Origin of the sequence: Roseomonas sp. CECT 9278 (assembly GCF_918698155.1) — a bacterium.
Lineage (GTDB): Bacteria > Pseudomonadota > Alphaproteobacteria > Acetobacterales > Acetobacteraceae > Neoroseomonas.
Genome location: NZ_CAKKLX010000040.1, coordinates 1 through 26009 on the forward strand (window position 1 = coordinate 1; position 26009 = coordinate 26009).

The window sequence follows — 26009 nt, forward strand, 5'->3', positions numbered from 1 at the left end:
CCGGCGGCCCCGCGCGCCTGGCGCGCGGCGGCCCGGGGCGGGCGCGCGCGCCCTGAACCAGGCCGCGCCGCCCGCCCCGTGAGTTCCCGGCCCGCGCACAACCCCTTCGGGGGCGCGCGGGCCGCGCCACGCCCGGCCCCTCTGCGGCCAACCGGGCTCACGGCGCATCCCCCCGCACACATCCATCATGAAAGGGCACCCGCATGTCGGGCACCATCGAACAGGCCTTCGTGAAGCAGTTCGAAGCCGAGGTCGCCGAGGCCTACCAGCGCCAGGGCAGCAAGCTGCGCCCGGCCGTGCGCTCCAAGACCGGCGTCAAGGGCGCGTCCACCATCTTCCCGCGCGTCGGCAAGGGTGTTGCCGCCGCCAAGGCGCGCAACGGCGTCGTACCGGTGATGAACCTGGAATACTCGAACGCCGAGTGCTTCCTGCAGGACTACTACGCCGGCGAGTGGATCGACCGCCTGGACGAGATCAAGACCAACATCGACGAGCGCACGGTCATCGCGAACGCCGGCGCCTATGCCCTGGGTCGCAAGACCGATGAGCTGATCGTCGCGGCACTCGACACCGCGACGGCCGAAGCCACCGGCACCGGCACCGGCCTGACGGACACCGATGGCCTCACCAAGCAGAAGGTGTTGATGGCCTTCGAGATGCTGGGCGGCGCCGACGTGCCCGATGACGGCAACCGCTTCGCGGTGGTCGGCTGGAAGCAGTGGAGCGAGCTGCTCGCGATCGACGAGTTCGCCCGCAGCGACTACGTGGGCGACGACGCGCTGCCCTGGAAGGGCACGCAGGCCAAGCGCTGGCTCGGCGCGCTGTGGATGCCGCATTCCGGCCTGACCAAGACCGGCGTGCTGCGCTACTGCTACTTCTTCCACAAGACCGCGGTCGGCCACGCCGTGGCGTCCGAGGTGGTGACCGACATCACCTGGCACGGCGACCGCGCCGCGCACTTCGTGAACAACATGATGTCGCAGGGGGCGGTGATGATCGACCCGACCGGCGTCGTGCGGATGCGCGCGAAGGAATAGCAAGGTCGGGGGGAGGGAACTCCCCCCGAACCCCCCTCCTTTTTCTGGCACTTGGGAACTGGCCGCGAAGGTCGGTTCCCATCCCCTTTTCCGGAGGTTCACCGATGGCGCTTTCCGCCCTCGCGCTCTGCTCGCGCGCGCTGCTCAAGATCGGCGCGCAGCCCGTCGCCTCGCTCGACGAAGGCACGGCCGAGGCCGAGGTCGCGGCCAACCTCTACCCGGGGATCCGCGACGCGCTGCTGTCCTTCCACCCGTGGTCCTTCGCCACCGCGCAGGCCGCCCTTGCGCGCCTGTCCGCCACGCCGCGCGCCGATTTCTCGGCCGCCTTCCAGCTGCCCGCGGGCTTCCTGCGCGCGCTGTCGGCAGGCACCGCAGGGCGTGCGCGCGGCATCGTCTACCGCCTGCAGGAGGACCGCCTGTTCACCGACGTGCAGGAGGTCGCGCTGACCTACATCTTCCGCCCCGACGAGAGCGCCTTCCCGCCGTACTTCGCGCAGGCCCTGGTCGCGCGCCTGGCCGCCGAATTCTGTATCCCGCTGACCGAGAACTCGTCGCGCGCCGAGATGCTGTTCCGCCTGGCCGAAGCGGAACTCCGCCAGGCCCGCCAGGCCGACAGCCAGCAGGCCAGCGCGCGCGTGCTCGAAGGCTTCACCCTCATTGACGTGCGGGGCTGAACCATGCCCGCCGTCAAGCGTGCCAAGACCAGCTTCGCCGCAGGTGAACTGGCCCCCGAACTCCTCGGCCGTGGCGACCTGCGCGCCTTCGAGAACGGCGCGCGCCGCCTGCGCAACGTCTTCATCCAGCCGACCGGCGGCGTGACGCGCCGGCCCGGCCTGCGCCATGTGCTGCCCCTGCCGGGCGCGGCGCGCCTGGTCCCCTTCGAATTCAATACCGAGCAGACCTACGTCATGGTGCTGACCGACGGTGCGCTGCGCGTGCTGCAGGGCGATGCGGTGGTGGCAACTCTGGCCGGGCCCTGGTCCGCGGCGATGCTGCCGCAGCTCGGCTTCACGCAATCCGCCGACACGCTGCTGCTGGTGCATCCGGCGATGCTGCCGCAGCGCGTCACGCGCACGCTGTCGGGCTGGACGATCGCGCCCTGGACCTTCGTGCGCGAGCCCTTCTTCCGCTTCGCCCCCCTCAGCGTGGCGCTGACGCCGAGCGCGACCGGCGGCTTCATCACCATCGCCGCGAGCGAGGCCGTGTTCGTGCCGGGCCACCTGGGTGCGCGGCTGCGCATCGGCGGCAAGCGCGTGGTCGTGACCGCCGTGCCGTCCGCCACGCTGGTGAATGCCGCGGTCGAGGAAGGGCTGTCCGGCACCGCGGCCACCACCGACTGGGACGAGGCCGCCTTCAGCAACGCGCGCGGCTGGCCGGTGAGCTGCGGCTTCCACCAGGACCGCCTGGTGGTGGGCGGGTCGCGCGACCTGCCGAACCGGCTGTGGTTCTCGCGCACCGGGGACCTTTTCAACTTCGACACCGGCAGCGGCCTCGATGACGAGGCGATCGACTTCGGCCTCGTCTCCGACCAGGTGAACGCGATCCGCGGCGTCTTCTCGGGCCGGCATCTGCAGGTCTTCACCTCGGGCGCCGAATGGATGGTGACGGGCGACCCGCTGACGCCCTCCTCCATCCAGCTCAACCGCCAGACGCGCGTGGGTTCGCCTGTCGATCGCCTGGTGCCGCCGGTGGATGTGGACGGCGCGACGGTCTTCGTCGCGCGTGGCGGGCAGGGCGTGCACGAATTCGCCTATACCGATGTCAGCCAGGCATATCAGGCGAACGACCTCGCGATCCTTGCGCGGCACATCGTCTCGACGCCGGTCTCCATGGCCTATGACCAGCGTGCGCGGCTGCTGCACATGGTCATGGCGGATGGCGGCATCGGCACGCTCACGCTCTATCGCGCCGAGCAGGTCACTGCCTGGACGCGGCAGGAGACCGCCGGCGCCTTCCGCGCGGTGGCGGAATCCGATGGCACCGTATGGGTCGTGACGGAACGCGACGGCGCCTTCGCGCTGGAGCGCTTCGAACACGGGCTCGCGCTCGATGCCGCGCTGACCGGCAGCGCGCCGGCGCCGCAGGATGCCTGGAGCGGGCTGTCGTACCTCGAGGGCCGCGAGGTCGGCGTGCTCGCCGATGGCGCGCCGCGCGATTCCGCGACCGTCGCCGGCGGCGCCGTGGTGATCGACCCGGCAGCGAACAGCGTGCAGATAGGGCTGTCCTATCGGCACGAGGTCGAACCGCTGCCGCCGGACATCATCACGCCCTCGGCCGCCGCGACCGGGCCGCTGCGCCTGGTCGCGGTGACCTTCCGGCTGCTCGCCACATCGGCGCTGTCGGTCGACCTCGGCCGCGGTGCGGAGGCCGTGCCGTTCCGCCGGCTGGATACCTCGCTGCTCGATGCCGCGCCGCCATCCTTCACCGGCGACGTCACGCTGCGCGGCCTTGGCTGGCGGCGTGACCGGCTGCGGCCGCTGTGGCGCGTCGAGGGCGATGCGCCGCTGCCCATGACGCTGCTTTCCGTCACCACCGAGATCAGGATGAACGACTGATGGCCCAGCTCGCTTCCCTCGCCTCGCTCGCCGGCACGGGCCTCGCCGTCTTTGGCCAGGTCCGCCAGGGCCAGCAGCAGCAGGCCACCGCGCGCGCGCAGGAGGAGAACCTGCGCGCGCAACAGGCCGCGCAGCAGGACCAGGTCGCGGTGCAATCCGCCGTCCAGGACCGCGAGCGGCAGGATCGCCTGGCGCGCACCATCGCCTCGGCCCGCGCGCGGCTCGCCGCCGGCGGCGTCGCGCCGGACGAAGGATCGGCCGCCGCGCTGACCACCGGCCTGCGGCGCGATGCCGCGCAGGACGCCGCGGAGGAGGCGGCGGTCACCGGCGCGCGGCTCGCGGCCGGGCGACGGTCGCTGCTCACGCCCGATGGCAGCCTCAGTTCCTTCCTGCGCGCCGGGCAGACGCTCGGCGGTGCGGTGCGATCGCTTTTGGATTGATCCCTCAGGCGGCGGGCGCCGGCCGTACGGCCGGCTTGCCTGCGCGCCATGCGCTGGTGCGCTGGCGGCGACGGATGGTCTGGGCGCGGTCGCGCCTTGCGCTCTCGGCTCGCGGCAAGGCCGCGAACCGCTTCTGCGTCCAGTTCCGGCCGGCGTCGGCCGCCCCACCCCTTCAAGACATCGAGGACATCATGGCCGAACACATCACGATCGGCGATGTCGCGCCGCGTGTGCAGTATGTCGCGGACGGATCGCTCGCCGACTTCACCTTCCCCTTCCCGATCTTCGACGAGGCCGACCTCGAGATCCGCCTGGACGGCGCGGTGCTGCTCGGCGGCGCGACCATCGCGGGCGCCGGCGCATCCGAGGGCGGCACCGTCACGCTGGCGGAGCCGCCGGCGGCGGGCACGCGCGTCACGTTGCGTCGTCGCCTCAAGATCGCGCGCGCCACCGATTTCCAGGACAACGGCATCCTGCGTGCCCGCGCGCTGAACGACGAGCTGGACTACCAGGTCGCCGCCATCCAGCAGGTGGCGGACGAGGTGTCGGGCACGGTGCGGCTCGATCCCGCCGATGGCGGCGCGTTGGTGCTGCCGCTGCGCGGGGCGCGCGCCAACCGCGTGCTGGGTTTCGATTCCGTCGGCAATGTCACGGTCTTCGACCGCGGCACGCAGTCCCTCGGCGTGCCGTATCCTGGCGGCGTGCCGCGCATGGTCGAGGACAAGCTGGGCGAACGCCTGACCGCGCGCGACTTCGGCGCTACCGGCGACGGCGTGACCGATGACGGCCCGGCGCTGGCCGCCGCCATGGCCGCCGCGGCGGCATCGGGGCGCGTGCTCGAGATCGGCGAGGGATCCTTCCGCTCCACCCAGCCGCTGGTGCTGGGCGGCGGTGCCGCGGGCCTCATCATGCACGGCGCAATCATCTATGCCGGGCCGGCGGGACAGACCGCGCTCACGCTCGGCGACGGCGCGGCGGTGCGCAACGCCGCCAAGCGCTACGAGGGGCTGCGCGTGCTGCGCGCGAGCATTTCCTCCTGGGATGACGAGGCCGACATCGGCCTGGTGATGCGCAACCTCGACGCATCCTTCGTCGAGATCCGCCAGGTGGAAGGCTTCACCATCGGCGTGCGCACGCTGGGCGTCGAGCGCGGCTTCGAGGACAGCACGCTGATGCTCGGCCGCATCGTGAACAACAGGATCGGCCTGGATGTCCGCACCGAGACGGCGGGCGCGTGGAACACCTCCGTGCGCTATTATGGCGGGCATTTCGCGCTCGGCAGCACGGTCTATCCGGACAAGGACCGCTATGGCGTGCGCTTCTCCGCCGCACCGGGCGCCTATGTCTCGCACAACCGCCATGTCTTCGACGGGCCGGGCTTCGAATTGCAGGCCGAGGGCCGCCCGATCAGCGGCATTCCCTTCCTGATCGAGGTCAACAGCCGGTCGGTCTGGGCGCGCGCGCTGCGCATGGAGGGCTGCTCGCCCTTCGTCGCGCGGCACACCGGCGCGGCGCAGGACCACATCTACGAAGTGGCCTGGGCGAGCCAGACCTACCAGGTGGAGGTCGACTACACCGACACCGCGACGCGCGTCGGCGCCGTGGTGCGCGCCTCCCACCAGGCCGCGGCGTTCCGCGAGGCATCGCGCGAGGTCGCGTCGGTGTCGAACCTGCGCGCCGCGCGCATCCGCTGGTCGAACACCGAATGGGGCTTCGAACGCCTCGCCTGCCTGTCCACCAACGTCGCGGGCACGCCGGGCACGCTGGCGGATTTCGCCTTCGCGGCGCTGGACAGCTACGGCTTCAGCAATGACGGCGTGGTGCTGACCGGCGGGCGCGGGCTCGGCTTCGTGGTGGATGCGCGGACCTGCCGCGAATTCGCCCTCGCGGTCGATGCGGATGCGCCGCGGCTTGTCGTGCAGTGCTTCGATGCCGCGCGCAACCTGCTGAGCGACACCGGCACGGCGCTGGTGCGTGCGTCGGGCCAGTCGATGGTCTGGAACGCCGCGGCGCGCTGGTGGCAGGGGTCGGCCGACATGGCGGATGCCACCTTCACCCGCCCGCAGGTGGTGCGGCTCGCGGCCAATGTCGCCTATGCCATCATCGGCGTGGCGCGCATCGGCGCGGATTACGAGGTGCGCGCCATCCGCCTGGCGTGTGATCCGCTGTTCGCGCCGCCGCTGCTGTTCGCGCAGCCGGGCCTGCCGCATGGCGGGCGCGAGCTGGTGGCGGAGGCCGCCTGGGATCCGCCCTCCATCGCCGCCGGCGCCATCGCGCAGGTGAACGTGACGCTGCCCGGCGCGCGGCCCGGCGACTTCGCCTCGGCGGCCTTCACGCTGGCCACCTCGGGCGTGGTGTTCCTGGCGCAGGTGGGGGCGACGGATGTCGTCACCGTCACCGCCTGGAACCGCTCGGCGGTGGCGATCGACCTGGGCGCCGGCACCGTGCGTGCGCGCGTGGTGAAGGCATGACGGGCCGTCGCGAGCCGGTGGTTCGCGGCCCCGACCTGCGCAGCGCGATGGACCTGGTGGCGGAAAGCTACCTCGGCTTCGTGCGCTGCGGGCCGGAGCCCGGCACCGGCGACGACGCCAAGGCGTTCACGGCCCACCACGCCGCCTGCAAGGCCGCGCTCGCGCATCTCGATGCGCTGGTGAAGCTCGCGCGCAGCGTGGGTGCCGCGCCGGCCGAGGCGGAGGAGGCCGCGATCATGGTCATCGAGGCGCGCGAGGCGCTGTCGCAGTTCCAGGAGGATGACGCCGGTGAGGAGCAATGCTGATGCGGGCTTCCTCGAATTCGCCTGGGTGTGGAACCGGCGGCAGCGCATGGAGACGCCGCCGGTCCATCGCCGCATCGCGCGTTGGCTGGAGGCGCGCCAGGCCGCCGGCGAGACGCGCCTGCTGCTGATGGCCTTCCGCGGCTGCGGCAAGTCCACGCTGGTCGGGCTGTGGTGCGCCTGGCAGCTCGCGCGGACGCCGGAGACGCGCATCCTGGTGTTGGCCGCCGATGCGCCGCTGGCGGTGAAGATGGTCGCGACGGTGCGGCGCATCGTCGAACGCCATCCGCTGTGCCGGCACCTGATCCCCGAGGGCGCGGAATCCTGGGCGTCAGACCGCTTCACGGTGGCGCGGGATGGGGCGCTGCGCGATCCATCCATGATGGCGCAGGGCATCGGCGGCAATGTCACCGGGTCGCGCGCCGAGGTGATCGTCTGCGATGACGTTGAAGTCGCGGGCAATTGCGACACGCCCGGCAAGCGCGCCGAACTGCGCGAGCGCCTGGCGGAGGCGGAATTCATCCTCACCCCCGGCGGCACCATCCTGTTCGTCGGTACGCCGCATACCGAGGACAGCCTCTATCGCGACCCCAGGGAGGATGGTGCCTTCCTGCGCGGCTACCGGCGCCTCGCGGTGCCGGTGATGAATGCGGCGGGTGCCTCCGCCTGGCCCGAACGCTTCCCGCGCGAGGCGATCGCCGCGCTGCGCGAGCGCGTCGGCCCGCTGCAATTCCATCGGCAGATGCTGCTGCAGCCCGTCGCGGCCAGCGCGGTGCGGCTCGATCCCGCTGCCATCATCCGCTACGGCGACGAACCCGACTACCGGGAGGCGCAGGGCAGGGGCGTGCTGACGCTGCTGGGCCATCGCCTGGTCTCCGGCGGCGCCTTCTGGGACCCGGCGTATGGCCGGCCGGGGTCGGGCGATGCCTCGGTGCTGGCCTGCTGCTTCTCGGATGGCGAGGGGCGGTTCTTCCTGCATCGGCTCGGCTACCTCACGCATGACCCGTCCTCGCCCATCGACCCCGCCACGCAGCAATGCCGCAAGGTGGCGGCGCTGCTGGGCGAATTGCTGCTGCCGATGGTGCGGGTCGAGACCAATGGCCTCGGCAAGTTCCTGCCGGCGCTGCTGCGGCGCGAGCTCGGCCCGGCCGGCGTCGCCTGCCAGGTGATCGAGCACGCCAGCACGCGGGCCAAGGAGGACCGCATCCTCGCGGCGCTCGAGCCCGCGCTGGCGGCGCGGCGGCTGCATGCGCATGAGAGCGTGTTCCGCACGCCCTTCGCGGCCGAGATGGCGGAATGGCGGCCCGGCGCGCCGGGCGCGCGCGACGATGCGCTGGATGCGGTGGCGGGCTGCCTTCTGGCCGAGCCGGTGCGCCTGGTGCGCGGGGTGCGGCCGGTGCCGCGCCCATCCTGGCGCGGTGCGTAGGGCGCCTTCCGCTCAGCCGGCGGCCATTGCGTGCAGGCGCCGCAGCGGTGCCTAGGCCGCCCGGCGCTTCAGGATCTCGTGGCGATGCCGGTCACGCCCGGCATCGGTGATCTCGAAGCGCCCATCCTCGCGCGGCTGCGCCAGGCCCATCGAGGTCAGCCGGTTCAGGCAGGGCCCGTCCTTCAGCCCCGGCGGACGGCCATGCGGGCCGACCAGCGTCAGCCGGTGCAGCGCCGAACGGCAGCAGGTTTCGAGATACGGCTCGTTCCACATCGCGGCGCGGTCACTCCGGAGATGTCCCCAGGGTGGGCCGGCGGCCGCTTCCCTTCAAGGTTCCAGCAGAAGGCAGTTCAGAGAATGCCGATCCAGATCGAACCCACCTGGTGGATCACCGCCATCGAGGCACCCATCGTCGCCGCGCTGTTCTACATGATCCATGGCCTGCGCAAGGACGTGAACGACCGCATCGAGCGCGGCGACCAGCGCGATTCCGATGCGCTGAGCCGCACGCGCGAGGACCTCGCGCAGTTCAAGATCGAGGTGGCGCGCACCTATGTCCCGCTGTCGCTGATCCGCGACCTGGATCGCCGCATCGCCGACCACCTGGTCCGGATCGAGGAGAAGATCGACGGCGTGACCCGTGCGGGCATCGCCGTGGCCCAGGCGGCGCGCCGCATGGAGGACCGGGAATGAGCGCCGCCCTGCATGTCGGCCCGCGCGAGGCCGCCGCCGAGACCCTGGCCCTGACCCTGTGGGGCGAGGCCGCCGACCGCCCCGTCCGCGCCATCGAGGCGCTGGCCGCGCTGGTGATGAACCGCGTGCGCGCCGGCGTGCCGCATTGGGGCATGGGGGTGGCCGGCGTGTGCCGCGCGCCCTTCCAGTTCCCCTGCTGGAACCGCAACCATCCGCGCCACGCGCGGCTGCGCGAGATCCCGCCGGGCGACGCCGCGCTGGCGATCTGCCGGCGCATTGCCGCGCGTGCGCTCGCCGGCGCCCTGCCCGACCCCACCGCGGGCGCCACGCATGTCCATGACGCGGCGGTGCTGCCGGGCTGGGCGCTCGGGCGGCCGGCGGCGGCGGAGATCGGCGGCCTGTGCTTCTACCGCGCCGAGGACCTGACCTGAGCGACCAGGCGCGCTACACCCGGCCGATGGAACGCCTGATCTACACCCTGGTCCGCGCGGCGGAATGGCGCGCGGCGGAAGCCACCGGTGCCTATGCCGGCAGCGCGGATGATGCGCGCGACGGCTTCCTGCATTTCTCGACCGCGGCGCAGTTGCGCGCATCCGCCGCCAAGCATCGTGCCGGCGTGCCGGACCTGGTGATGGTGGAAGCCGATGCCGCGGTGCTGGGCGATGCGCTGCGCTGGGAACCCGCCGCCGGCGGGTCGCGGCCCGGGCTGTTTCCGCATTTGTACGCGGCGCTGCCGATCGCGGCCGTGATGCGCGCCGTGGCGGTGCCGCTCGGCGCCGATGGGCGTCACGTCTTTCCCGCGGGCATTCCCTGAACGCGCGTCGCGGCGCGCTGGCTCATCACCAGGGCGAAGACCACGACGACGGAACCCCCCAGCGTCCAGCCGGTCGGCCAGACCTGCCAGACCAGCAGGTCGAGCCCGACGGCGAAGACCAGCGCGCTGAATTCCAGCGGCGCCAGCCGTGCCGCCGAATCATGGCGGAAGGCGATGGCCAGGCACACCGTCGCCCCGCCCGCCAGCAGCCCGTTCGCCGCCAGCGCCAGCCAATCCGCCAGGCCCGGCGCCACCCATCCCGTCGCCGCGAAGGGCGAGAGCACCAGCAGCCCCGGCAGCGACGACCACAGGATCAGCGCCGCGGCGCCGGTCTCGTGCCGCAGCAGGCGGTTGATGGTCAGCACCGCCGCGTAGCAGACCGTGGCGCCGAAGGCCCACAGGTAGGCCCCCCACGGCCCCTCCGCCGAGAGCCCCGGCCACATCGCCAGCGCCACCCCCGCGAAGCCCAGCAGCGACCACGCCCAGACCGCCGGCCCGGTGCGTTCGCGCAGCACCAGCGCCGCCAGGCCCAGCGTCATGAAGGGCGCGGTGAAATAGACCAGGTAGCCCTCGGCCAGCGGGATGGTGCGCAGCGCCTGGAAGAAGCCGACGCCCGACCCGATCATGCAGGCCGCGCGCATCAGGTGCAGGAAGGGATGCGCGGTATCGAGCCGACCGCCGAGCCCCGGTGCCGCGGCACGCGCCGCGAACAGCACCAGCAGCAGCGCCGCGTAGCGGATCGCCACCACCTGCGCGACCGGATAGGTGCCGGACAGCAGCTTGGAATTCGCGTCCAGCAGGGCGAACAGCCCCATGGCCGCGACGATGTACAGCGGGCCCCGCACCCTGTCCTTCGTTCTGCCGTGTGTGGCGTGGGTTCTGGCCGGGCGGGGCGGGGCGCGTCAACCGGGCTTCCGTGACGCGCCGGGCCGGGGCACAAGGGCGCGCCATGACCCCCTCCATCGCTTCCGCCCTCATGCCGCTGATGCGCGGCCTCGATGCCGAGACCGCGCACGGGATCGCGCTGAAGGCGCTGGCCGCCGGCCTGGCCGGGCGCGATTCCGGCCGCGACGACCCGGTGCTGGAAACCCATGCGCTGGGCCTGCGCTTCCGCAACCCGATCGGCCTGGCCGCCGGCTTCGACAAGGATGCGGTGGCGGTGGCGCCGCTGATGCGCCTGGGCTTCGGCTTCGTCGAGGCCGGCACCGTCACGCCCCGCCCGCAGCCGGGCAATCCCCGCCCGCGCCTGTTCCGGCTGGCCGAGGATGCCGCGGTGATCAACCGCATGGGCTTCAACAATGGCGGGCTGGATGGCTATGTCGCGCGGCTGCGCGACCTGCCGGCGGATCGCCCCGCCGTGTTCGGCGCCAATATCGGCATCAACAAGGAAGGTGCGGATCCCGAGCGCGACTACCCCGGGCTCTATGCCGCCGTCGCGCCGTTTGCCGACTACGTGACGGTGAATGTCTCCTCCCCGAATACGCCCGGTTTGCGCGACCTGCAGGGCGAGGAAAGGCTCGCCGCCATCCTCGATGCCATCGCCGCCACGCGCGCGACGCTGGCGCGCACGCCGCCGCTGTTGGTCAAGATCGCGCCCGACCTGGCGGACGATGCGCTGGCGCCGATCGTGACGGCGTGCCTCACGCGCGGGGTGGCGGGGCTGATCGTGTCCAATACAACCATCGCGCGACCGCCCTTGCGTTCGCCACACGCGAAGGAAGCGGGCGGGCTGTCTGGCCAGCCGTTGTTCGACCCGTCCACCGAGGTGCTGCGCAAGGTGTTCCGCATCGCGCGCGGGCGCCTCGTGCTGGTGGGTGTCGGCGGCATCGCGACAGCCGCGCAGGCGCTGGCAAAGATCCGCGCCGGGGCTTCGCTCGTGCAGGTCTATACCGGCTTCGCCTATGCTGGTCCGGCGATGCCGCGGCGACTCGCCGATGGCCTTGCCGCGCTGCTGAAGCGCGATGGCTTCGCGTCGGTCAACGACGCGGTCGGGAAGGATGCGTGATGGAGATTCTCGACGGCATCGCCGCGATCGCCGATCGCTACGACGGCTATGTGCTCGACCTCTGGGGGGTCGTGCATGACGGGCGCAAGCCCTATCCGGGCGTGCCGGAGGCGCTGGCCGAACTGAAGGCGCGCGGCAAGGCGGTGGTGTTCCTGACCAATGCGCCGCGCCGCGCGCATGTGGTGGCCGGCATGCTCGACCGCATGGGCCTCGACCGCGGCCTTTACGATGGCATCGTCTCCTCGGGGGAGGTGTCCTGGCACCACCTGCGCCATCGCCATGATCCCTTCTTCGCCGGGCTCGGCCGGCGCTGCGTGCATATCGGGCCGGAGCGCGACCTCTCGGTGGTCGAGGACGGCGTGGCGCAGATCGTCAGCGCGCCGAAGGATGCCGATTTCCTGCTCAATACCGGCCCGGACGACCAGCGCGGGCCGCAAAGCCCCGACCCCTACCGCGCGGTGCTGGCGGCCTGTGCCGCGCTTGCCTTGCCCATGGTCTGCGTGAACCCCGACCGCGCGGTGATGGTGGCGGGGCAGAAGGTGATCTGCGCCGGCGCGCTGGCCGATATCTACCTCGAGCTCGGCGGCGCGGTGCGCGAGATCGGCAAGCCCGATCCCGAGGTCTATGACCCCGTACTGGAGCTGATGGGCAATCCGCAGCGCGCGCATGTCCTGGCGATCGGCGACAGCCCGCATACCGACCTGGCGGGCGCGCAGGCGGCCGGGCTCGATTCGCTGTGGGCGCTGACCGGCCTGGCGGCGGATGCGCATGGCGAGGCGCCGGACGCGGCCTACCTCGCCGCCGTGGCGCGTCAGGAAGGCGTGCAGCCGATCGCCGCATTGCGGTCCTTGCGCTGGTGAACCAGCGGGCGATCACGCGCCTGCGGACGATCTGCCTCGCGCTGCCGGAGGCCGAGGAACGCGAGACCTGGGGCATCGCCACCTGGCGCATCCGCGACCGCATCTTCTGCATGTGGTCCACGACCGACACGCCGGAGGCCGCGCTGTGGTGCAAGGCGCCGCCGGGCATCCAGGGGATGCTGGTCGAGGCCGCGCCGCAGCGCTTCTTCGTGCCGCCCTATGTCGGCCACAAGGGCTGGATCGGCGTGGTCCTCGATGCCGGCGTGGCATGGGAGGAGGTGGCCGCGCTGGTGCGCCGGTCCTGGCGCATGACGGCACCCAAGCGGCTGGCGGCGACACTGCCCGAGTGAAGCGCATCGCGATCGGTGCGCCAAGGCCGCGCGGGACGACCGCCACGGCAGCGATGTCCCGCGCCGGCATCGCCGGAGCCGATCCCGATCGGAAGACGTCATGCGGTCGGGTCGCGGTGCTCGTGAAGGCCAGGGTCTCGGGGCGGCGTGGCGCGCGAAAACGCCTCAGTCCACGATGAACAGCTTCGCGCCCTTGGCGGTGCGCGACCGATGCGCCTCCGCGCCATCGGCCACCTGGTAGGACATGCCGGGCGTCAGCGTGAAGACGCGGCCATCGGCCAGCGTGGTCTCCAGCTCGCCCTCCAGCACCAGCAGCACATGGCCCTTCTGGCACCAGTGGTCGGAGACGTAGCCGGGCGAATATTCCACCATCCGCACGCGGATCGGGTTCTCCGCCGGGCCGACCTGGCGGGTGCGCCACAGCGCCTCGCCCACGTCGCCCGCATGGCGCGTCGGTTCGACCGACGACCAGTCGGTGGTGTCGAAGGGGATCGCGGCCATCTGCATCGGAACTGCCCCTACGCGTGGCCGGCGCTGCCGGACAGCAGCGCCGGGTCGATCCGCAGCTTGGCCAGCGCGGCATCCCAGCTGCGGGAGAGATCCTCGCGGAACACCAGCGCCTGGTCGGCCGGCACGCTGAGCCAGGCATTGCGCTGGATCTCGTCCTCCAGCTGGCCGGGGCCCCATCCGGCATAGCCCAGCGCCAGCACCCCGTCGCGCGGCCCGCCGCCGGCGGCCAGGGCGGTCAGGATGTCGGTGCTGACGGTCAGCGTCAGGCCGGGCGTGAAATGCAGGCTGCCCTCGGTGGTCCAGTCGTCGGTGTGCAGCACGAAGCCGCGCCCGCTCTCGACCGGCCCGCCCGAGACCATGCGGATGCGCCGCTGCGGGGGCAGCGGTTCGACCTTCAGCTGCCGCAGCAGGTCGTCGAACATCATGCCCGCCAGCGGCCGGTTCACCATCACGCCCATCGCGCCATCGGCCGAATGGGCGCACAGGCACACCACGCTGTGGTCGAAGCGGGGGTCCTGCATGCCCGGCATCGCGATCAGCAGGTGGCCGGCGAGGTAGCCCTCGGCGGGCTCCGGCGCGGGGAGGGAGGAGGAGGCCATCACCCTCACTTGGCGCAGCCTCCCCGGTCCCGCAAGCCGCCCCGATGCGCCATCGCGGCTGCCCGCACGGCGACCCGCCCCATGACAGGCTTGCCGGCCCGCGCTACATCAGCCGGACAAGCGAGGAGATCGACATGCCGATCAGTGTTGGCGACGCCATTCCGGCGGTGAAGGTGATGCAGGCCACCGCCGAGGGCCCCAAGGAGCTCGACACCGTCGAGTTCTTCAAGGGCCGCACCGTCGTGCTGTTCGGCGTGCCCGGCGCCTTCACGCCGACCTGCTCGGCCAAGCACCTGCCGTCCTTCGTGCAGAACGCCGACGCGCTGAAGGCCAAGGGCGTCGACGCGATCGCCTGCATGTCGGTCAACGACGCCTTCGTCATGGGCGCCTGGGCCAAGGACCAGGGCATCGCCGACCAGGTGGTGATGATCGCCGACGGCTCGGCCGCCTTCACCAAGGCGATGGGCCTGGAATTCGACCTGACGGCGCGCGGGCTGGGCGTGCGCTCGCAGCGCTTCGCGCTGGTGGCGAAGGACGGCAAGGTCACGCACGTCGCGGTCGAAGCCCCCGGCGCCTTCGAGGTGTCAAGCGGTCAGGCGGTCCTCGCCGCGCTTTGACCCCCTTCGACGCCTGGCGCTTCCTCGCGGAAGCGCAGTCCGTGATGCTCCGCCGCAGCCTGGCGCTGTGGGCGGAGCCTGAATCCGCGGGCCCGGCCCTGGCCCGCATGGTGGCGGAGAAGCAGCGCGCCTTCGTCGATGGCGCGATCGCGGCGGGATTCGCCGCGGCCAGCGGGGCGCATCCGGCGGCGGTGGCCGCGGCCGCCATCCGCCCGACGCGCAGCCGCGTGCGCCGCAACCTGCGGCGCACCGGCCTGTCCTGACCTCAGCCCTCCGGCTGCACGCCGGAGACGCGCACCAGGTCCCGCCAGGTGCCGCGCTGGGCGCGCATCAGCGCCTCGAACTCGGCCGGGGTGGACGGGAATGGCACGTTGCCGTTGGCATCCAGGCGCCGGATCATCGACGCGTCGCGCAGCCCGGTGTTGATCGCCTCGTTCATGCGCCGCACGATCGGCTCCGGGATGCCCTTCGGCCCCATGACGGCCGAGAATGACGGCAGGTCGAAATCCGGCACCCCCTGTTCCTGCACGGTCGGCATGTCGGGCGCCAGCGGCCAGCGCGTCGGGTTGGTCACGCCCAGCGCGCGCACCTGCCCCGCGCGGATGGCGCCGATCACGCCCGAATAGCTGTCGAACACCACCTGGATGTTGCCGGCGATCAGGTCCGCCAGCGCCGGCGCCGCGCCGCGATAGGGCACGTGGGTCAGGTCGGTCCCGGTGCGCAGCATGAACAGCACGCCGAGCATGTGGTTGGCCCCGCCCGCCCCGGCCGAACCGTAGTTCAGCCTGCCCGGATTGGCCTTCGCATAGGCCACCAGCTCCTGGATGTTGCGCACCGGCACGGCGTTGTTGACGCAGCAGATGGCGGTGCCGGTGGCGAAGGTGGCGATGGCGGTGAAGTCGTCCACGCCGTCATAGCCGGCGTTGCGGAACAGCAGCGGCGCGCCGAGATGCGACGACGGCGAGGCCATCATCACCGTGTAGCCATCGGGCGCCGACTGCGCGACGTGCAGCGTGCCCACGGTTCCGCCCGCGCCGGAGCGGTTGTCCACCACGCAGGGCACGCCCAGGGCGGCCTGCAGCGCCTCCGCCTGCAGCCGTCCGGCGATGTCGGACGCGCCGCCCGGCGGGTAGGGCACCACCAGGCGGATGTTGCGGCTGGGCCAGGCGGGCTGCGCCAGGGCCGGCGTGGCAAGGCCGGCGGCGAGGGCGGGCAGGGCGCGGCGGCTGATCATTGGGGGTCTCCTCGGCAGGCTGGAGAGCAGCATGGCGTGCCGCGCGGGGCGCGCAAGCGGGGATGCGGCAGGTTTCTGGTGGCCGGCGCCCGGCGGTGCCTGCGCGATGGGCAGGGCGCCGTCGGGGCTTGATCTGGATCAAGCGTGGCTCTAAATTTCAGAAAGTTCTGAAATCACGGGCATGGCATGAATCTTCCGCCGCTGATCCAGTCCTTCGTCCTGCACTTCGGCGAAATGGGCTCCCGCTGGGGCATCAACCGCACGGTCGGGCAGATCTATGCCCTGCTGTACGTGTCGCCGCGCCCGCTCAATGCCGACGACATCGTCGAGGCGCTGGGCGTGTCGCGTTCGAACGTGTCGATGGGGCTGCGGGAATTGCAGGCGTGGAACCTGGTGCTGCTGCGCCACATCCCCGATGACCGGCGCGACCATTTCACCACGCCCGACGATGTCTGGCAGATCCTGCGGACGCTGGCGGAAGAACGGAAGAAGCGCGAGGTCGACCCCACCCTGTCGGTGCTGCGCGAATTGCTCATGCTCGCCCCCGGCAGCGCCGAGGAACGCCACGCCCAGGCCCGCATGGCCGAGATGCACGGGCTGATCGAACGCCTGACCACCTGGTACGACGACGTGAAGCGCCTCGAGACCGAACGCATGACCGCGCTGCTGGCGCTGGGCGCGCGCGTCACCAAGTTGCTCGATGCGAAGGACAAGGTCGTGGGCCTGGTCCGTGGACGCAAGGAAGGCTGAACACCGATGGACGCGCTCATTCTCGCCCGCATCCAGTTCGCGGCGAACATCTCCTTTCACATCCTGTTCCCCACCATCACCATCGCGCTGGGCTGGGTGCTGTTGTTCTTCAAGCTGCGCTTCAACGCCACCGGCGACGACAAGTGGATGGACGCCTACCGCTTCTGGGTGAAGGTGTTCGCACTGTCCTTCGCGATGGGCGTGGTCTCGGGTATCACCATGTCCTTCCAGTTCGGCACGAACTGGCCGGGCTTCATGGAGCGCGTGGGCAACATCGCCGGGCCGCTGCTGGCCTACGAGGTGCTGACGGCCTTCTTCCTGGAAGCCACCTTCCTGGGCATCATGCTGTTCGGCTGGAAGCGCGTGCCGGGCTGGGTCCACACCGGTGCCACCGTGCTGGTCGCTTTCGGCACCACCATGTCGGCCTTCTGGATCCTGGTGCTGAATTCCTGGATGCACACGCCCCAGGGCTTCGAGATGCGCGAGGGCGTCGCACACGCGACCGACTGGTTCGCCATCGTGTTCAACCCGTCCATGCCCTATCGCCTGTCGCACATGCTGATGGCGAGCACGCTGACGGTCGCCTTCCTGCTGGCCGGCATCTCGGCCTGGCGCTGGCTGCGCGGGGACCGTGCGCCATCGGTCCTGGCGGTGCTGCGCACCGGCATCGTGATGGCCGCGGTGGGCGGCCCGATCCAGGCCTTCCTGGGCGACGCGCATGGGCTCAATACGCTTGAACACCAGCCGGCCAAGGTTGCCGCCATGGAGGGCAATTGGGAAACGCAGGGCTCGGTGCCGCTGCTGCTGTTCGCCATCCCGGACGAGGCGGCGCGCGAGAACCGCTTCGAGATCGCCATCCCCTATGGCGCCAGCCTGATCCTGACGCACAGCCTGCGCGGCGAGGTTCCCGGCCTGAACCAGTTCCGCGGCAACCACCCGCCTGTGGCCCCGGTGTTCTTCGGCTTCCGCATCATGGTCGGCACCGGGCTGCTGATGATCGCCTTCGGCCTGGTCGGCGCGTGGTTCCTGTGGCGGCGCGGCGCGCTGCCGCGGATCATGATGTGGGGCCTGGTCGGCATGACCTTCTCCGGCTGGGTCGCGACGCTGGCCGGCTGGTACGTCACCGAGATCGGCCGCCAGCCCTGGCTGGTGACCGGCGTGCTGACCACCGCGCAGGCCGCGGGTCCGGTGCCGGCGGCCAGCATCGGCACGACGCTGGTCATGTACCTGGTGATCTACGTGCTGCTGCTGGCGGCCTATATCGGCACGATCTACCGCCTCGCCGCGCGCGGGCGCATCGCGGAGGCCATGCCCGGCAGCGTCATGCCGACGCCGAAGGCCGTGGCATGACCCCCTTCCTGCCGCCCGAATGGCTGCCGGTGATCTTCGCCGGGCTGATGGCGTTGTCGATCCTGTTCTACGTGGTGCTCGACGGCTTCGACCTCGGCGTGGGCATCCTGCTGCCGCGCGTGCATGAGGAAGCCGACCGCGACCGCATGATCGCCGCGATCGGCCCCTTCTGGGACGCGAACGAGACCTGGCTGGTGCTGGGCGTGGGCCTGCTGCTGGTGGCCTTCCCCTCGGCGCATGGCGTGATCCTGACGGCGCTGTACCTGCCCGTCGCGATCATGCTGGTCGGCCTCACGCTGCGCGGCGTGGCCTTCGAATTCCGCGCCAAGGCGCATGACCTGAAGACCAAGCGGCGCTGGGACCACGCCTTCGTGGCGGGATCCGTCACGGCGGCGCTGTCGCAGGGCTGGATGCTCGGCCACTACGTGCTGGGCTTCGCCGAGGGCTGGGCCGCGACCGCCTTCGCCGCGATGTCGGCGGTCGGCCTTGCCATCGCCTATGCGTTCATCGGCGCGGCCTGGCTGATCTGGCGCACCGAGGGCGCACTGCAGCGCCAGGCGATCGGCTGGGCGCGGCTGGCGATCTGGCCGCTGGGCGTGGGCATCCTGCTGGTCAGCGCCGTGACACCGCTGGTCAGCCCGCGCATCTTCGAACGCTGGTTCTCCTTCCCCGAGGTCTTCCTGCTGGCACCGCTGCCGATCGTGACCGCCGCGCTGCTGCTGGGGGTGGGCAACCTGCTGAAGCACATGCCCTTCCCGGACGATGCGTTGCGGCGGCTGCCCTTCTGGGGCGCGGTGGCGCTGTTCTCGCTGTTCTTCGCGGGGCTCGCCTGGTCGTTCTTCCCCTATGTGGTGCCGGAACGCCTGACCATCTGGCAGTCGGCCAGCGCGCCGGAGAGCCTGTCGCTGATCCTGGCAGGCGCGATCTTCGTCCTGCCCGTGATCCTTGGATACACGGTGCTGGCGTGGCGCATCTTCGGCGGCAAGGCGCGCGACCTGACCTACTACTAGGCGCCGCCTGGTCATGGCACGATGCTGCCATGACCACCGACTTCGCCCGCAGCGGCGCCCTGCCGCGCCTGATCACGCCCGATTGCCTGTGGACGGGCGGGTGCATCATCGCCTCCGTGCCGGGCTACCTCGCGCATTATTCATGCTTCCTGCTGAAGGGGTCGCGGGCGTCGGTGCTGGTCGACACCGGCCACCCGATGCATGCCGCGCAGGTCGAGCGCGACATCGCCGCCTTCATGGGCGACCGCCCGATCGACTTCGTCTTCCCGACGCATGGCGAACTGCCGCATGCCGGGCTGCTGGAACGCTGGCTGCGCAAATGGCCCGATGCGCTGGCGGTGGGCGACATGCGCGACTGGCATCTCTACCTGCCCGATTTCGCGCATCGCTTCCGGCAGGTGGCGCCGGGCGACACGATCGACCTGGGCGATCGCGCCTTCGCCTTCCTGCCCGCCATCTGGCGCGACCTGCCCGACAGCCTGTGGGGCTGGGACCCGAAGGACCGCATCCTGTTCCTGTCGGATGCCTGCGCCTGCTTCCATCCGCATACGCCCGGACAATCCGACCACTTCACCAGCGAGATCGCACCGCCCGACATCCCGCTGATGCAGGATTTCAACGCCAAGGCGCTGCATTGGCCGCGCTTCACCGACAGCACCGGCAGCTTCGCCGCGATGGACGCGCTGCTGGCGCAATTGCAGCCGCGCCTGCTGTGCAGCGCGCATGGCGCGGTGGTGGACCGGCCCTTCGATCTCATGCCGCTGTTCAAGGCCGGCCTCGCGGCATGACGCTGCACACCATCATTCCCGGCACGCTCGCTGCCGCGACCGGCTGGCTGCGCGCCGATGCGCGGCCGGTCTCGTGGATCCCGCCCGGCCTGCCCGGCTACCTGCCGATCAGCGCCTATGCCCTGGGCGACGGGGCGGAGTGGATGGTGATCGACACCGGCCTGCCGCTGCATTGGCCCGCGATCGAGGCCGCGCTCGCGCAGACCATCGCGGGCACGACGCGCCGGCGCATGATGAACACGCGGCGCGAACAGGACTGCATGGCGAATTTGCGCGCCCTGGTGGAACGCTTCGGCATCACCGAGGTGCCGTATGTCGGCGCGCTCAATCCGCTCGACCTCGCCGGCATCATCGAGGCCGACGAAGCCCATGCGCGCATCGAGGCCATGGCCCCGGTCCGCGCCATCCGCATCGATGTCGGCCAGGTGGTCGAGGCCGGGCGGCTGCGCCTGGAGCCGCTGCGCGTGCAGCTGCGCCTGCTCGCCACCAACTGGTTCTACGAACACGCGACGCGCACGCTGTTCACCAGCGAATCCTTCGGCTTCCTGACGCGCCCCACGCCCGATGCGCCGCTGGTCCGCGCGCCGGGCGAAGCGCCGATCGTGGCTGATGACATCGCGCGGATGCTCTCGGCGAAGTTCGACTGGCTGGTCGGCATCGACCCGGCGCCGATCCTGGCCGACCTCGACGCCATCTTCGCCGCCCGGGTGGTCGACCGGATCTGCCCCTGCCAGGGCTGCGTCATCGACGGCCCCGCCGCCGTGGCCGAGGCGCTGGCGCGCATGAAGGACGCCATCGCGATGCTGGCGGCGCGACGCAAGCCCGCCATCGACCTTCCGCTTCCCGCCAAGGAGACCGCCTGAGATGCGCCGACGCTCCCTGCTCGCCGCGACCCTTGTTGCCCCCGCGCTGCCCGCGCGCGCGCAGGCGCGGCCGCTGCGCCTGATCGTGCCGTTTCCGCCGGGCGGCACCGTGGACCTGCTCGGGCGCCTGGTGCAGCCGGAGCTGGAACAGCGCCTCGGCCAGACCGTGGTGGTGGAGAACCGGCCCGGCGCCGGCGGCATGATCGGCTCCGACGTGGCGGCGAAGGCGCCCGCCGATGCCGGCGTGCTGGTGATCTCCAACATCGCCTCGCATGGCGTGGGCGCCGCGGTGAACCGCGCCATGCCCTATGACCCGCTGCGCGACTTCACGCATATCGGCCTGATCGCGGCGGTGCCGAGCGCGCTGGGCGTCTCCGCCGCCGGCCGCTTCGCCACGCTGGCGCAGTTCATCGACGCGGCGCGCGCGCAGCGCGGCGCGGTGCGCGTCGGTTCCTCCGGCAATGGCACCACCGGCCACGCCAAGACCGAGATGCTGGCGCGCGCCGCCGGCGTGGAACTGACCCACGTGCCCTATCGCGGCGCCGCGCCGGCGGTGACCGACGTCATCGGCGGGCAGACCGAGGGCGTGATCGCCGCCGTCGCGGATATCGGGCGCAACGAACGCCTGCGGCTGCTGGCGATCACCAGCGCCGAACGCGCGACGCGCTGGCCCGACGTGCCGACCTTCAAGGAACTGGGCTTCCCGACGCTGGAGGCGAACAACTGGTTCGGCCTGTCCGGCCCGGCGGGGATGGACCCGGCGGTGGCCGCGCGCATCAATGCCGCGCTGGTGGCCGCACTCGCCACGCCGGCCATGGCGCAACGCCTGACCGACCTCGGCACCACGCCCAACCGGATGACGCCGGCGGACTATACCGCGCTGGTCGCGGCCGAACTCCCGCGCTGGGCGCGCATCGTGCAGGAAGCGAACATCAGGGCCGACTGACGGCGCGCTGGCGCTGGATCAGGAACCCCACCAGCGCCAGCTGCACGATGTTGACCGCGATGCCCGCCCACCAGGCCGCCGCGTAGAACCCCACCGCGTCGTAGATCGCGCCCGCCAGCCAGGCGCCGAAGGCCATGCCGGACAGGCTGAGGAACAGCAGCGCGGGCACCCGCCAGGATGCCTCGATGGCCGGGAACTTCTCGCGCACCGTCAACACATAGGCCGGGATGATGCCGCCGAACCCCAGGCCATAGGCGGCGGCGACGAAGAACAGCCCGGCCTCGTCCTGCGTGGCCAGGAAGCCGAGCATGCCCGCGACCTGCGCGCAGGATCCGGCGAAGACCGTCCACAACCCGCCGATGCGGTCCGACAACCAGCCCCAGAACTGCCGCGCCACGAAGGCCGACAGCAACAGCACCGACAGCATCGCCGCCCCGCGCGACGCCGCGATGCCCAGGTCCCCGCAGAACGCCACCAGATGCGCCGCCGGCATCGCCATCGGCACGCAGCACAGGAAGGACGCGATCGCCAGCAGCGCCTGCGCGGCATTGGGCGCCATGCCCAGCACGCGCTGCCCGGGCACCACGCGCATCGCCGCCGTGCCGGTGGGCATCGGCGCCGGCCGCACCACCAGCACCGCCAGCGTGATCACGACCGTCGCAGCGAAGACGCCATAGGCCAGCATCGTCGCCTGCCAGCCGTAGGCCGCGATCGATCGTTCGAACACGAAGGGCCAGACGAACCCCGCGACATATTGGCCCGACGAGACCAGCGCGAGCGCCGTGCCGCGCCGCCGGTCGAACCACAGCGAGACATACGCGACCATCGGCGCGAACAACGCGCCATTGCCGAACAGCCCGACACCCAGCCCCAGCCCCGCCAGCAGCGACCACCCCTGCCCGAGCGAGGCCAGCGCCAGCCCGCCCAGGATCGCCGCGCCGCCCATCATCGCCACCACGCGCTGCCCGAATCGCGCCGCCAGCAGCCCGCACATCACGCCGCCCACGCCGGTGCCCAGATACGCCAGCGATGTCGCGAGCGAAGGCAGTGACCGCCCGCCGCCCAGCGTCTCGCTGATCGGCACCAGGCCGATCACCACCGTCAACGGCGCGCCCGCGGCCAGCGCCAGCATGGTCACGGCAGTGATGGCGATGATCCAGGATTGGCGGGTCTCGACGCTGTCGGCGTCCGTCATGCGGTTCCTTCCCGCGCTCAGTCTCCGCGCGACCACGCGCGGCGACAAGGGCTGGCCACGCCGCCGTCGCGCGTGCTGCACTGGCCGTCGCTGACGGAGACGACGCGATGACCCACCGCACAAGGCGCGTGCTGCTGCTCGCCGCGATGCTGGCCGCCGCGCCGGCCCTGGCGCTGGCGCAGGCCATGCCGCGCCCGGACACCGCGGCAGTGTCGCGGGCCCTGACGCAGGAGGTGCTGGGCATCTTCCAATCCGTCTGCCTGGCCTCGGCGGTGAGCGGCGAGGCCGTGCCCGCCGCCGTGGCGCGCGTGCTGGGCCAGGCCGCCTCCGGCCTGCCCGCGGGGCAGCTGCGCGGCAACGACCGGGTGCGCGAGACCGCAGGCTGGCTGATCGACGGCCAGCACGGCCGGTACCGCCTCAGCACCATCGAGCCCGGCGGCCAATGCGGCCTGACGGCGGAAGGGGTGGACCACGACGCGTTCCTCGACGGCACCGCGCAGATCATCGCGCGCGGCACCGAGCTCATGCCGGGCTGGACACCGCCCGCCGCGCCGCACCGCTCATCCGGCGAGCGCCCCTTCGGCACGCTGACCTACGTGGCGGCGAACTTCACCCGCGCGACCGCGCCGCGCGTGCTGTCGGTCACGGGTTCGGCGGCGTCGCGCACGGATGGGCGGCCGAATACCGGCGTGATCAGCTCCGCGCTGCACGACCGGATGCCCTGACGCCTACCCCGCCGCCGCATCCCGCGCCGCCGTCGCCAGCACATCCGCGCGTTCGTTCATCGCGTCCCCGGCGTGGCCGCGCACCCATTTCCACTCGACCTCGTGCGGCTTGGCGGCGGCCAGCAGGCGCTGCCACAGGTCCATGTTCTTCACCGGCTCCTTCGCCGCGTTGCGCCAGTTGCTGCGCACCCAGCCATGGATCCAGCGGCTGATGCCGTCGCGCACGTATTGGCTGTCGGTGTGCAAGGCCACGATGCAGGGCTTCTTCAGCGCCTCCAGCGCCATGATGGCGGCGGTCAGTTCCATGCGGTTGTTGGTGGTCTCGGGCTCGCCGCCGGTCAATTCGCGCTCATGCTCGCCGAAGCGCAGGATGGCGGCCCAGCCACCCGGCCCCGGGTTGGGCTTGCAGCCGCCATCGGTCCAGATCGCGACATGCGGGCGCGGGTCGGCGGTCATGCGCCGAGTGCGGCCGGGCTGTCGGCCATTGCGAAGAAGCGCAGCTTGCGCAGGTATTCCAGCGGGTCCTTGCGGGTGACCAACGCGCCGGGCGGCGTATGCGTCCAGTCGAACAGCCGCGTCAGCAGGAACCGCAGGGCCGCCCCGCGCGCCAGCACCGGCAAGGCCGCGCGCTCGGCCACCGACAAGGGCCGCACCGCGTCATAGGCGCTCAGCAGCGCGCGCGCCTTGGTCACGTTGAAGGCGTAGTCCGGCTCGAAGCACCAGGCATTCAGGCAGACCGCGACGTCGTAGGCGAGCAGGTCGGTGCAGGCGAAGTAGAAGTCGATCAGGCCAGAGACCTGCGGTCGCCCGTCCTCGCCCGGCAGGAAGAAGACGTTGTCGGGGAACAGGTCGGCATGGATCTGCCCGCGCGGCAGCGTGCCCTCGGCCGGCCATGCGGCCAGGATGCCCGCCAGCGCCGCGTCCAGTTCCGCGACCAGCCCGGGCTGCACCTCGTCCCCGCGTGCGCGGCAACCATCGAGCAGCGGCGCCCATCCGCCGGGGCCGAGCGCATTGGGGCGCAGTGTCGAGAAGCCCTCGCCCGCCACATGCATCCCGGCCAGCGCACGCCCCAGCGGCGCGCAGTGTTCCGGCCGCACGCGCCGCGGCCAGACGCCGGGCAGGAAGGTGACGATCGCCGCCGGGCGTCCGGCCAGCAGGCGCAGCGCCTGCCCGTCCCGCCCATGCACCGGCGTCGGGCAGGCCAGACCGTGCCGCGCCAGGTGGTCCATCAGTCCCAGGAAATAGGGCAGCTCCGCCGGGTCCACGCGCTTTTCGTACAGCGTAAGGATGAAGTCGCCGTGCTCGGTCTTCAGCGCGTAGTTGGAATTCTCCACGCCCTCCGCGATGCCGCGGAAGGCGACCAGCGCGCCGAGCGCATACTCCGCCAGGAAGGCGCGCAGCGCCTCGTCCGAGACCTCGGTATAGACCGCCATCAGGCGACGGCGCGCATGCGCGGCAGGCGGAACGTCACGTCCTCGACCGCCACCGTCACTTCCTCGGTGGTCACGGCGAAGCGTTCGCGCAGGCGGTCCACCACCTCCTGCACCAGCACCTCGGGCGCCGAGGCGCCGGCGGTGATGCCGACCGTGGCGCAGCCATCGGCCAGCGCGGGGTCGAGCTCGGCGCCGCGCTGGACCATCACGGCGCGCGGCGCGCCGGCGCGCTCGGCCACTTCGCGCAGCCGCACGGAGTTCGACGAATTCGGCGCCCCCACCACGATCACCAGGTCGCTTCGCGCGGCCACCGACTTCACCGCGGCCTGGCGGTTGGTGGTGGCGTAGCAGATGCTCTCCTTCGCGGGCTCGGCGATGCCGGGGAAGCGGGCGCGCAGGATCGCGACGATCTCGGCGGTGTCGTCGACCGACAGCGTGGTCTGGGTGGTATAGGCAAGCGCCGCGCCGGCGGGCGGGGTGACGCTCAGCGCCGCGGCGGCATCCTCGACCAGGGTCATCTCGCCCTCCGCGAGCTGGCCCATGGTGCCGACCACCTCGGGGTGCCCGGCATGGCCGATCAGCAGCAGGTGCCGCCCGCGGGCGTTGTGGCGCTCGGCCTCGCGGTGCACCTTGCTGACCAGCGGGCAGGTGGCGTCGAGGAAATACATCTCGCGCGATGTGGCCTCGGCCGGGACGGATTTCGGCACCCCATGGGCCGAGAACACCACGGGCTGCCCGTCATCGGGCACCTCGGACAGTTCCTCGACGAAGATCGCGCCCTGGCGTTCCAGCCCCTCGACGACGAAGCGGTTGTGCACGATCTCGTGGCGGACATAGACAGGCGCGCCGTGGCGCTTCAGCGCTTCCTCCACGATCCTGATGGCGCGGTCGACGCCGGCGCAGAAGCCGCGGGGGCCGGCGAGCAGGACATGGAGGCGGGGCTTCTCGGGCGTCATGGACTCGCGCGGCGCTGCAGGGGCGGGCAGGTTGCTCCCTGCCCAGGGCGGGCGGCACACTATAGACGGGGCGCCCGGGG

General features: G+C 71.7%; 31 protein-coding genes. 22 read left to right on the plus strand and 9 right to left on the minus strand.

Going from position 1 to position 26009, the window contains the following annotated elements:
- Window positions 1–203 precede the first annotated feature (203 nt).
- The 7 genes from LQ222_RS20215 to terL all read left to right on the plus strand — a co-directional run bounded on the left by LQ222_RS20215 (window position 204) and on the right by terL (window position 8231).
- Complete coding sequence (locus LQ222_RS20215) at window positions 204–1037, plus strand: phage capsid protein (RefSeq protein WP_230168654.1); 834 nt, start codon at window positions 204–206, stop codon at window positions 1035–1037.
- A 104-nt stretch (window positions 1038–1141) separates the two neighbouring features.
- Window positions 1142–1711, plus strand: coding sequence for a hypothetical protein (locus LQ222_RS20220; protein WP_230168655.1), 570 nt, complete (start codon window positions 1142–1144; stop codon window positions 1709–1711).
- Window positions 1712–1714: 3 nt separating this feature from the next.
- Window positions 1715–3592, plus strand: coding sequence for a hypothetical protein (locus LQ222_RS20225; RefSeq protein ID WP_230168656.1), 1878 nt, complete (start codon window positions 1715–1717; stop codon window positions 3590–3592).
- A complete protein-coding gene (locus tag LQ222_RS20230) occupies window positions 3592–4032 on the plus strand; it encodes a hypothetical protein (RefSeq protein WP_230168657.1) in 441 nt (146 codons plus the stop codon). Before LQ222_RS20225 ends, LQ222_RS20230 begins: the two co-directional genes overlap by 1 nt.
- Window positions 4033–4223: 191 nt before the next feature.
- Window positions 4224–6503 carry a phage tail fiber protein gene (locus LQ222_RS20235; RefSeq protein ID WP_230168658.1) on the plus strand — a complete coding sequence of 760 codons (2280 nt, stop codon included), beginning with the start codon at window positions 4224–4226 and terminating at the stop codon, window positions 6501–6503.
- Window positions 6500–6808, plus strand: a complete 309-nt coding sequence (locus LQ222_RS20240) for a hypothetical protein (protein WP_230168659.1) — start codon at window positions 6500–6502, stop codon at window positions 6806–6808. The genes LQ222_RS20235 and LQ222_RS20240 overlap by 4 nt, the downstream gene beginning before the upstream one ends.
- Entirely contained in the window at window positions 6783–8231 is a 1449-nt protein-coding gene (gene terL / locus LQ222_RS20245; protein WP_374202179.1) for a phage terminase large subunit, read from the plus strand. The genes LQ222_RS20240 and terL overlap by 26 nt, the downstream gene beginning before the upstream one ends.
- Window positions 8232–8282: 51 nt before the next feature.
- Here the strand turns inward: terL and LQ222_RS20250 are convergent, their stop codons facing one another.
- Window positions 8283–8504, minus strand: coding sequence for a hypothetical protein (locus LQ222_RS20250; RefSeq protein WP_230168661.1), 222 nt, complete (start codon window positions 8502–8504; stop codon window positions 8283–8285).
- Window positions 8505–8588: 84 nt separating this feature from the next.
- Between LQ222_RS20250 and LQ222_RS20255 the strand changes: the two genes are divergently transcribed.
- The 3 genes from LQ222_RS20255 to LQ222_RS20265 are packed head-to-tail and all read left to right on the plus strand — an operon-like array spanning window position 8589 to window position 9738.
- Window positions 8589–8924, plus strand: a complete 336-nt coding sequence (locus LQ222_RS20255) for a hypothetical protein (RefSeq protein WP_230168662.1) — start codon at window positions 8589–8591, stop codon at window positions 8922–8924.
- A complete protein-coding gene (locus tag LQ222_RS20260; RefSeq protein WP_230168663.1) occupies window positions 8921–9355 on the plus strand; it encodes a cell wall hydrolase in 435 nt (144 codons plus the stop codon). The genes LQ222_RS20255 and LQ222_RS20260 overlap by 4 nt, the downstream gene beginning before the upstream one ends.
- Window positions 9356–9381: 26 nt before the next feature.
- The gene (locus LQ222_RS20265) at window positions 9382–9738 is read left to right on the plus strand and encodes a DUF952 domain-containing protein (protein WP_230168664.1); all 357 of its coding nucleotides are present in this window, start codon (window positions 9382–9384) and stop codon (window positions 9736–9738) included.
- Here the strand turns inward: LQ222_RS20265 and LQ222_RS20270 are convergent.
- The gene (locus LQ222_RS20270; RefSeq protein WP_230168665.1) at window positions 9711–10583 is read right to left on the minus strand and encodes a DMT family transporter; all 873 of its coding nucleotides are present in this window, start codon (window positions 10581–10583) and stop codon (window positions 9711–9713) included. The two genes, LQ222_RS20265 and LQ222_RS20270, sit on opposite strands and share 28 nt — an antisense overlap.
- Window positions 10584–10687: 104 nt before the next feature.
- On the opposite strand from LQ222_RS20270, the gene LQ222_RS20275 reads away from it, so the two are divergent.
- From LQ222_RS20275 to LQ222_RS20285, 3 genes are read left to right on the plus strand one after another with little or no spacing between them, the layout of a single operon-like run.
- Window positions 10688–11743, plus strand: a complete 1056-nt coding sequence (locus tag LQ222_RS20275; RefSeq protein WP_230168666.1) for a quinone-dependent dihydroorotate dehydrogenase — start codon at window positions 10688–10690, stop codon at window positions 11741–11743.
- Window positions 11743–12603, plus strand: a complete 861-nt coding sequence (locus LQ222_RS20280; RefSeq protein ID WP_230168667.1) for a TIGR01459 family HAD-type hydrolase — start codon at window positions 11743–11745, stop codon at window positions 12601–12603. Before LQ222_RS20275 ends, LQ222_RS20280 begins: the two co-directional genes overlap by 1 nt.
- Window positions 12600–12953, plus strand: a complete 354-nt coding sequence (locus LQ222_RS20285) for an MmcQ/YjbR family DNA-binding protein (protein WP_230168668.1) — start codon at window positions 12600–12602, stop codon at window positions 12951–12953. Before LQ222_RS20280 ends, LQ222_RS20285 begins: the two co-directional genes overlap by 4 nt.
- Before the next feature lie 165 nt (window positions 12954–13118).
- On the opposite strand, the gene LQ222_RS20290 is transcribed toward LQ222_RS20285, so the two are convergent.
- Both LQ222_RS20290 and LQ222_RS20295 read right to left on the minus strand, forming a co-directional pair.
- Window positions 13119–13460, minus strand: coding sequence for a DHCW motif cupin fold protein (locus LQ222_RS20290; protein ID WP_230168669.1), 342 nt, complete (start codon window positions 13458–13460; stop codon window positions 13119–13121).
- A gap of 11 nt (window positions 13461–13471) precedes the next feature.
- Window positions 13472–14062, minus strand: coding sequence for a YqgE/AlgH family protein (locus LQ222_RS20295; RefSeq protein WP_230168700.1), 591 nt, complete (start codon window positions 14060–14062; stop codon window positions 13472–13474).
- Between the two features lie 134 nt (window positions 14063–14196).
- On the opposite strand from LQ222_RS20295, the gene LQ222_RS20300 reads away from it, so the two are divergent.
- Window positions 14197–14679 (plus strand): peroxiredoxin, encoded by a 483-nt coding sequence (locus LQ222_RS20300; RefSeq protein ID WP_230168670.1) that lies wholly within the window; start codon window positions 14197–14199, stop codon window positions 14677–14679.
- A 44-nt stretch (window positions 14680–14723) separates the two neighbouring features.
- Window positions 14724–14942, plus strand: a complete 219-nt coding sequence (locus LQ222_RS20305; RefSeq protein ID WP_230168671.1) for a hypothetical protein — start codon at window positions 14724–14726, stop codon at window positions 14940–14942.
- 2 nt (window positions 14943–14944) lie between these two features.
- Here LQ222_RS20305 and LQ222_RS20310 read toward each other — a convergent pair whose 3' ends face one another.
- Entirely contained in the window at window positions 14945–15913 is a 969-nt protein-coding gene (locus LQ222_RS20310) for a tripartite tricarboxylate transporter substrate binding protein (protein ID WP_230168672.1), read from the minus strand.
- Window positions 15914–16099: 186 nt separating this feature from the next.
- On the opposite strand from LQ222_RS20310, the gene LQ222_RS20315 reads away from it, so the two are divergent.
- The 6 genes from LQ222_RS20315 to LQ222_RS20340 are packed head-to-tail and all read left to right on the plus strand — an operon-like array spanning window position 16100 to window position 21620.
- The gene (locus tag LQ222_RS20315; RefSeq protein ID WP_230168673.1) at window positions 16100–16663 is read left to right on the plus strand and encodes a GbsR/MarR family transcriptional regulator; all 564 of its coding nucleotides are present in this window, start codon (window positions 16100–16102) and stop codon (window positions 16661–16663) included.
- A gap of 6 nt (window positions 16664–16669) precedes the next feature.
- Window positions 16670–18013 (plus strand): cytochrome ubiquinol oxidase subunit I, encoded by a 1344-nt coding sequence (locus LQ222_RS20320; protein ID WP_230168674.1) that lies wholly within the window; start codon window positions 16670–16672, stop codon window positions 18011–18013.
- A complete protein-coding gene (locus tag LQ222_RS20325) occupies window positions 18010–19023 on the plus strand; it encodes a cytochrome d ubiquinol oxidase subunit II (RefSeq protein ID WP_230168675.1) in 1014 nt (337 codons plus the stop codon). The genes LQ222_RS20320 and LQ222_RS20325 overlap by 4 nt, the downstream gene beginning before the upstream one ends.
- 29 nt (window positions 19024–19052) lie before the next feature.
- A complete protein-coding gene (locus LQ222_RS20330; RefSeq protein WP_230168676.1) occupies window positions 19053–19811 on the plus strand; it encodes an MBL fold metallo-hydrolase in 759 nt (252 codons plus the stop codon).
- Complete coding sequence (locus tag LQ222_RS20335) at window positions 19808–20674, plus strand: hypothetical protein (RefSeq protein WP_230168677.1); 867 nt, start codon at window positions 19808–19810, stop codon at window positions 20672–20674. Before LQ222_RS20330 ends, LQ222_RS20335 begins: the two co-directional genes overlap by 4 nt.
- Before the next feature lies 1 nt (window position 20675).
- Window positions 20676–21620 carry a tripartite tricarboxylate transporter substrate binding protein gene (locus LQ222_RS20340; RefSeq protein ID WP_230168678.1) on the plus strand — a complete coding sequence of 315 codons (945 nt, stop codon included), beginning with the start codon at window positions 20676–20678 and terminating at the stop codon, window positions 21618–21620.
- On the opposite strand, the gene LQ222_RS20345 is transcribed toward LQ222_RS20340, so the two are convergent.
- Window positions 21607–22815 (minus strand): MFS transporter, encoded by a 1209-nt coding sequence (locus tag LQ222_RS20345; protein WP_230168679.1) that lies wholly within the window; start codon window positions 22813–22815, stop codon window positions 21607–21609. The genes LQ222_RS20340 and LQ222_RS20345 overlap by 14 nt on opposite strands.
- 107 nt (window positions 22816–22922) lie before the next feature.
- Here LQ222_RS20345 and LQ222_RS20350 point away from each other — a divergent pair, with 107 nt between their 5' ends.
- Window positions 22923–23540 carry a hypothetical protein gene (locus LQ222_RS20350; protein WP_230168680.1) on the plus strand — a complete coding sequence of 206 codons (618 nt, stop codon included), beginning with the start codon at window positions 22923–22925 and terminating at the stop codon, window positions 23538–23540.
- A gap of 3 nt (window positions 23541–23543) precedes the next feature.
- On the opposite strand, the gene rnhA is transcribed toward LQ222_RS20350, so the two are convergent.
- From rnhA to ispH, 3 genes are read right to left on the minus strand one after another with little or no spacing between them, the layout of a single operon-like run.
- Window positions 23544–23996, minus strand: coding sequence for a ribonuclease HI (rnhA, locus tag LQ222_RS20355; RefSeq protein ID WP_230168681.1), 453 nt, complete (start codon window positions 23994–23996; stop codon window positions 23544–23546).
- Window positions 23993–24973, minus strand: coding sequence for a homoserine kinase (locus LQ222_RS20360; protein WP_230168682.1), 981 nt, complete (start codon window positions 24971–24973; stop codon window positions 23993–23995). The genes rnhA and LQ222_RS20360 overlap by 4 nt, the downstream gene beginning before the upstream one ends.
- Complete coding sequence (ispH, locus tag LQ222_RS20365) at window positions 24973–25929, minus strand: 4-hydroxy-3-methylbut-2-enyl diphosphate reductase (RefSeq protein WP_230168683.1); 957 nt, start codon at window positions 25927–25929, stop codon at window positions 24973–24975. The genes LQ222_RS20360 and ispH overlap by 1 nt, the downstream gene beginning before the upstream one ends.
- Between the last annotated feature and the right edge of the window lie 80 nt (window positions 25930–26009).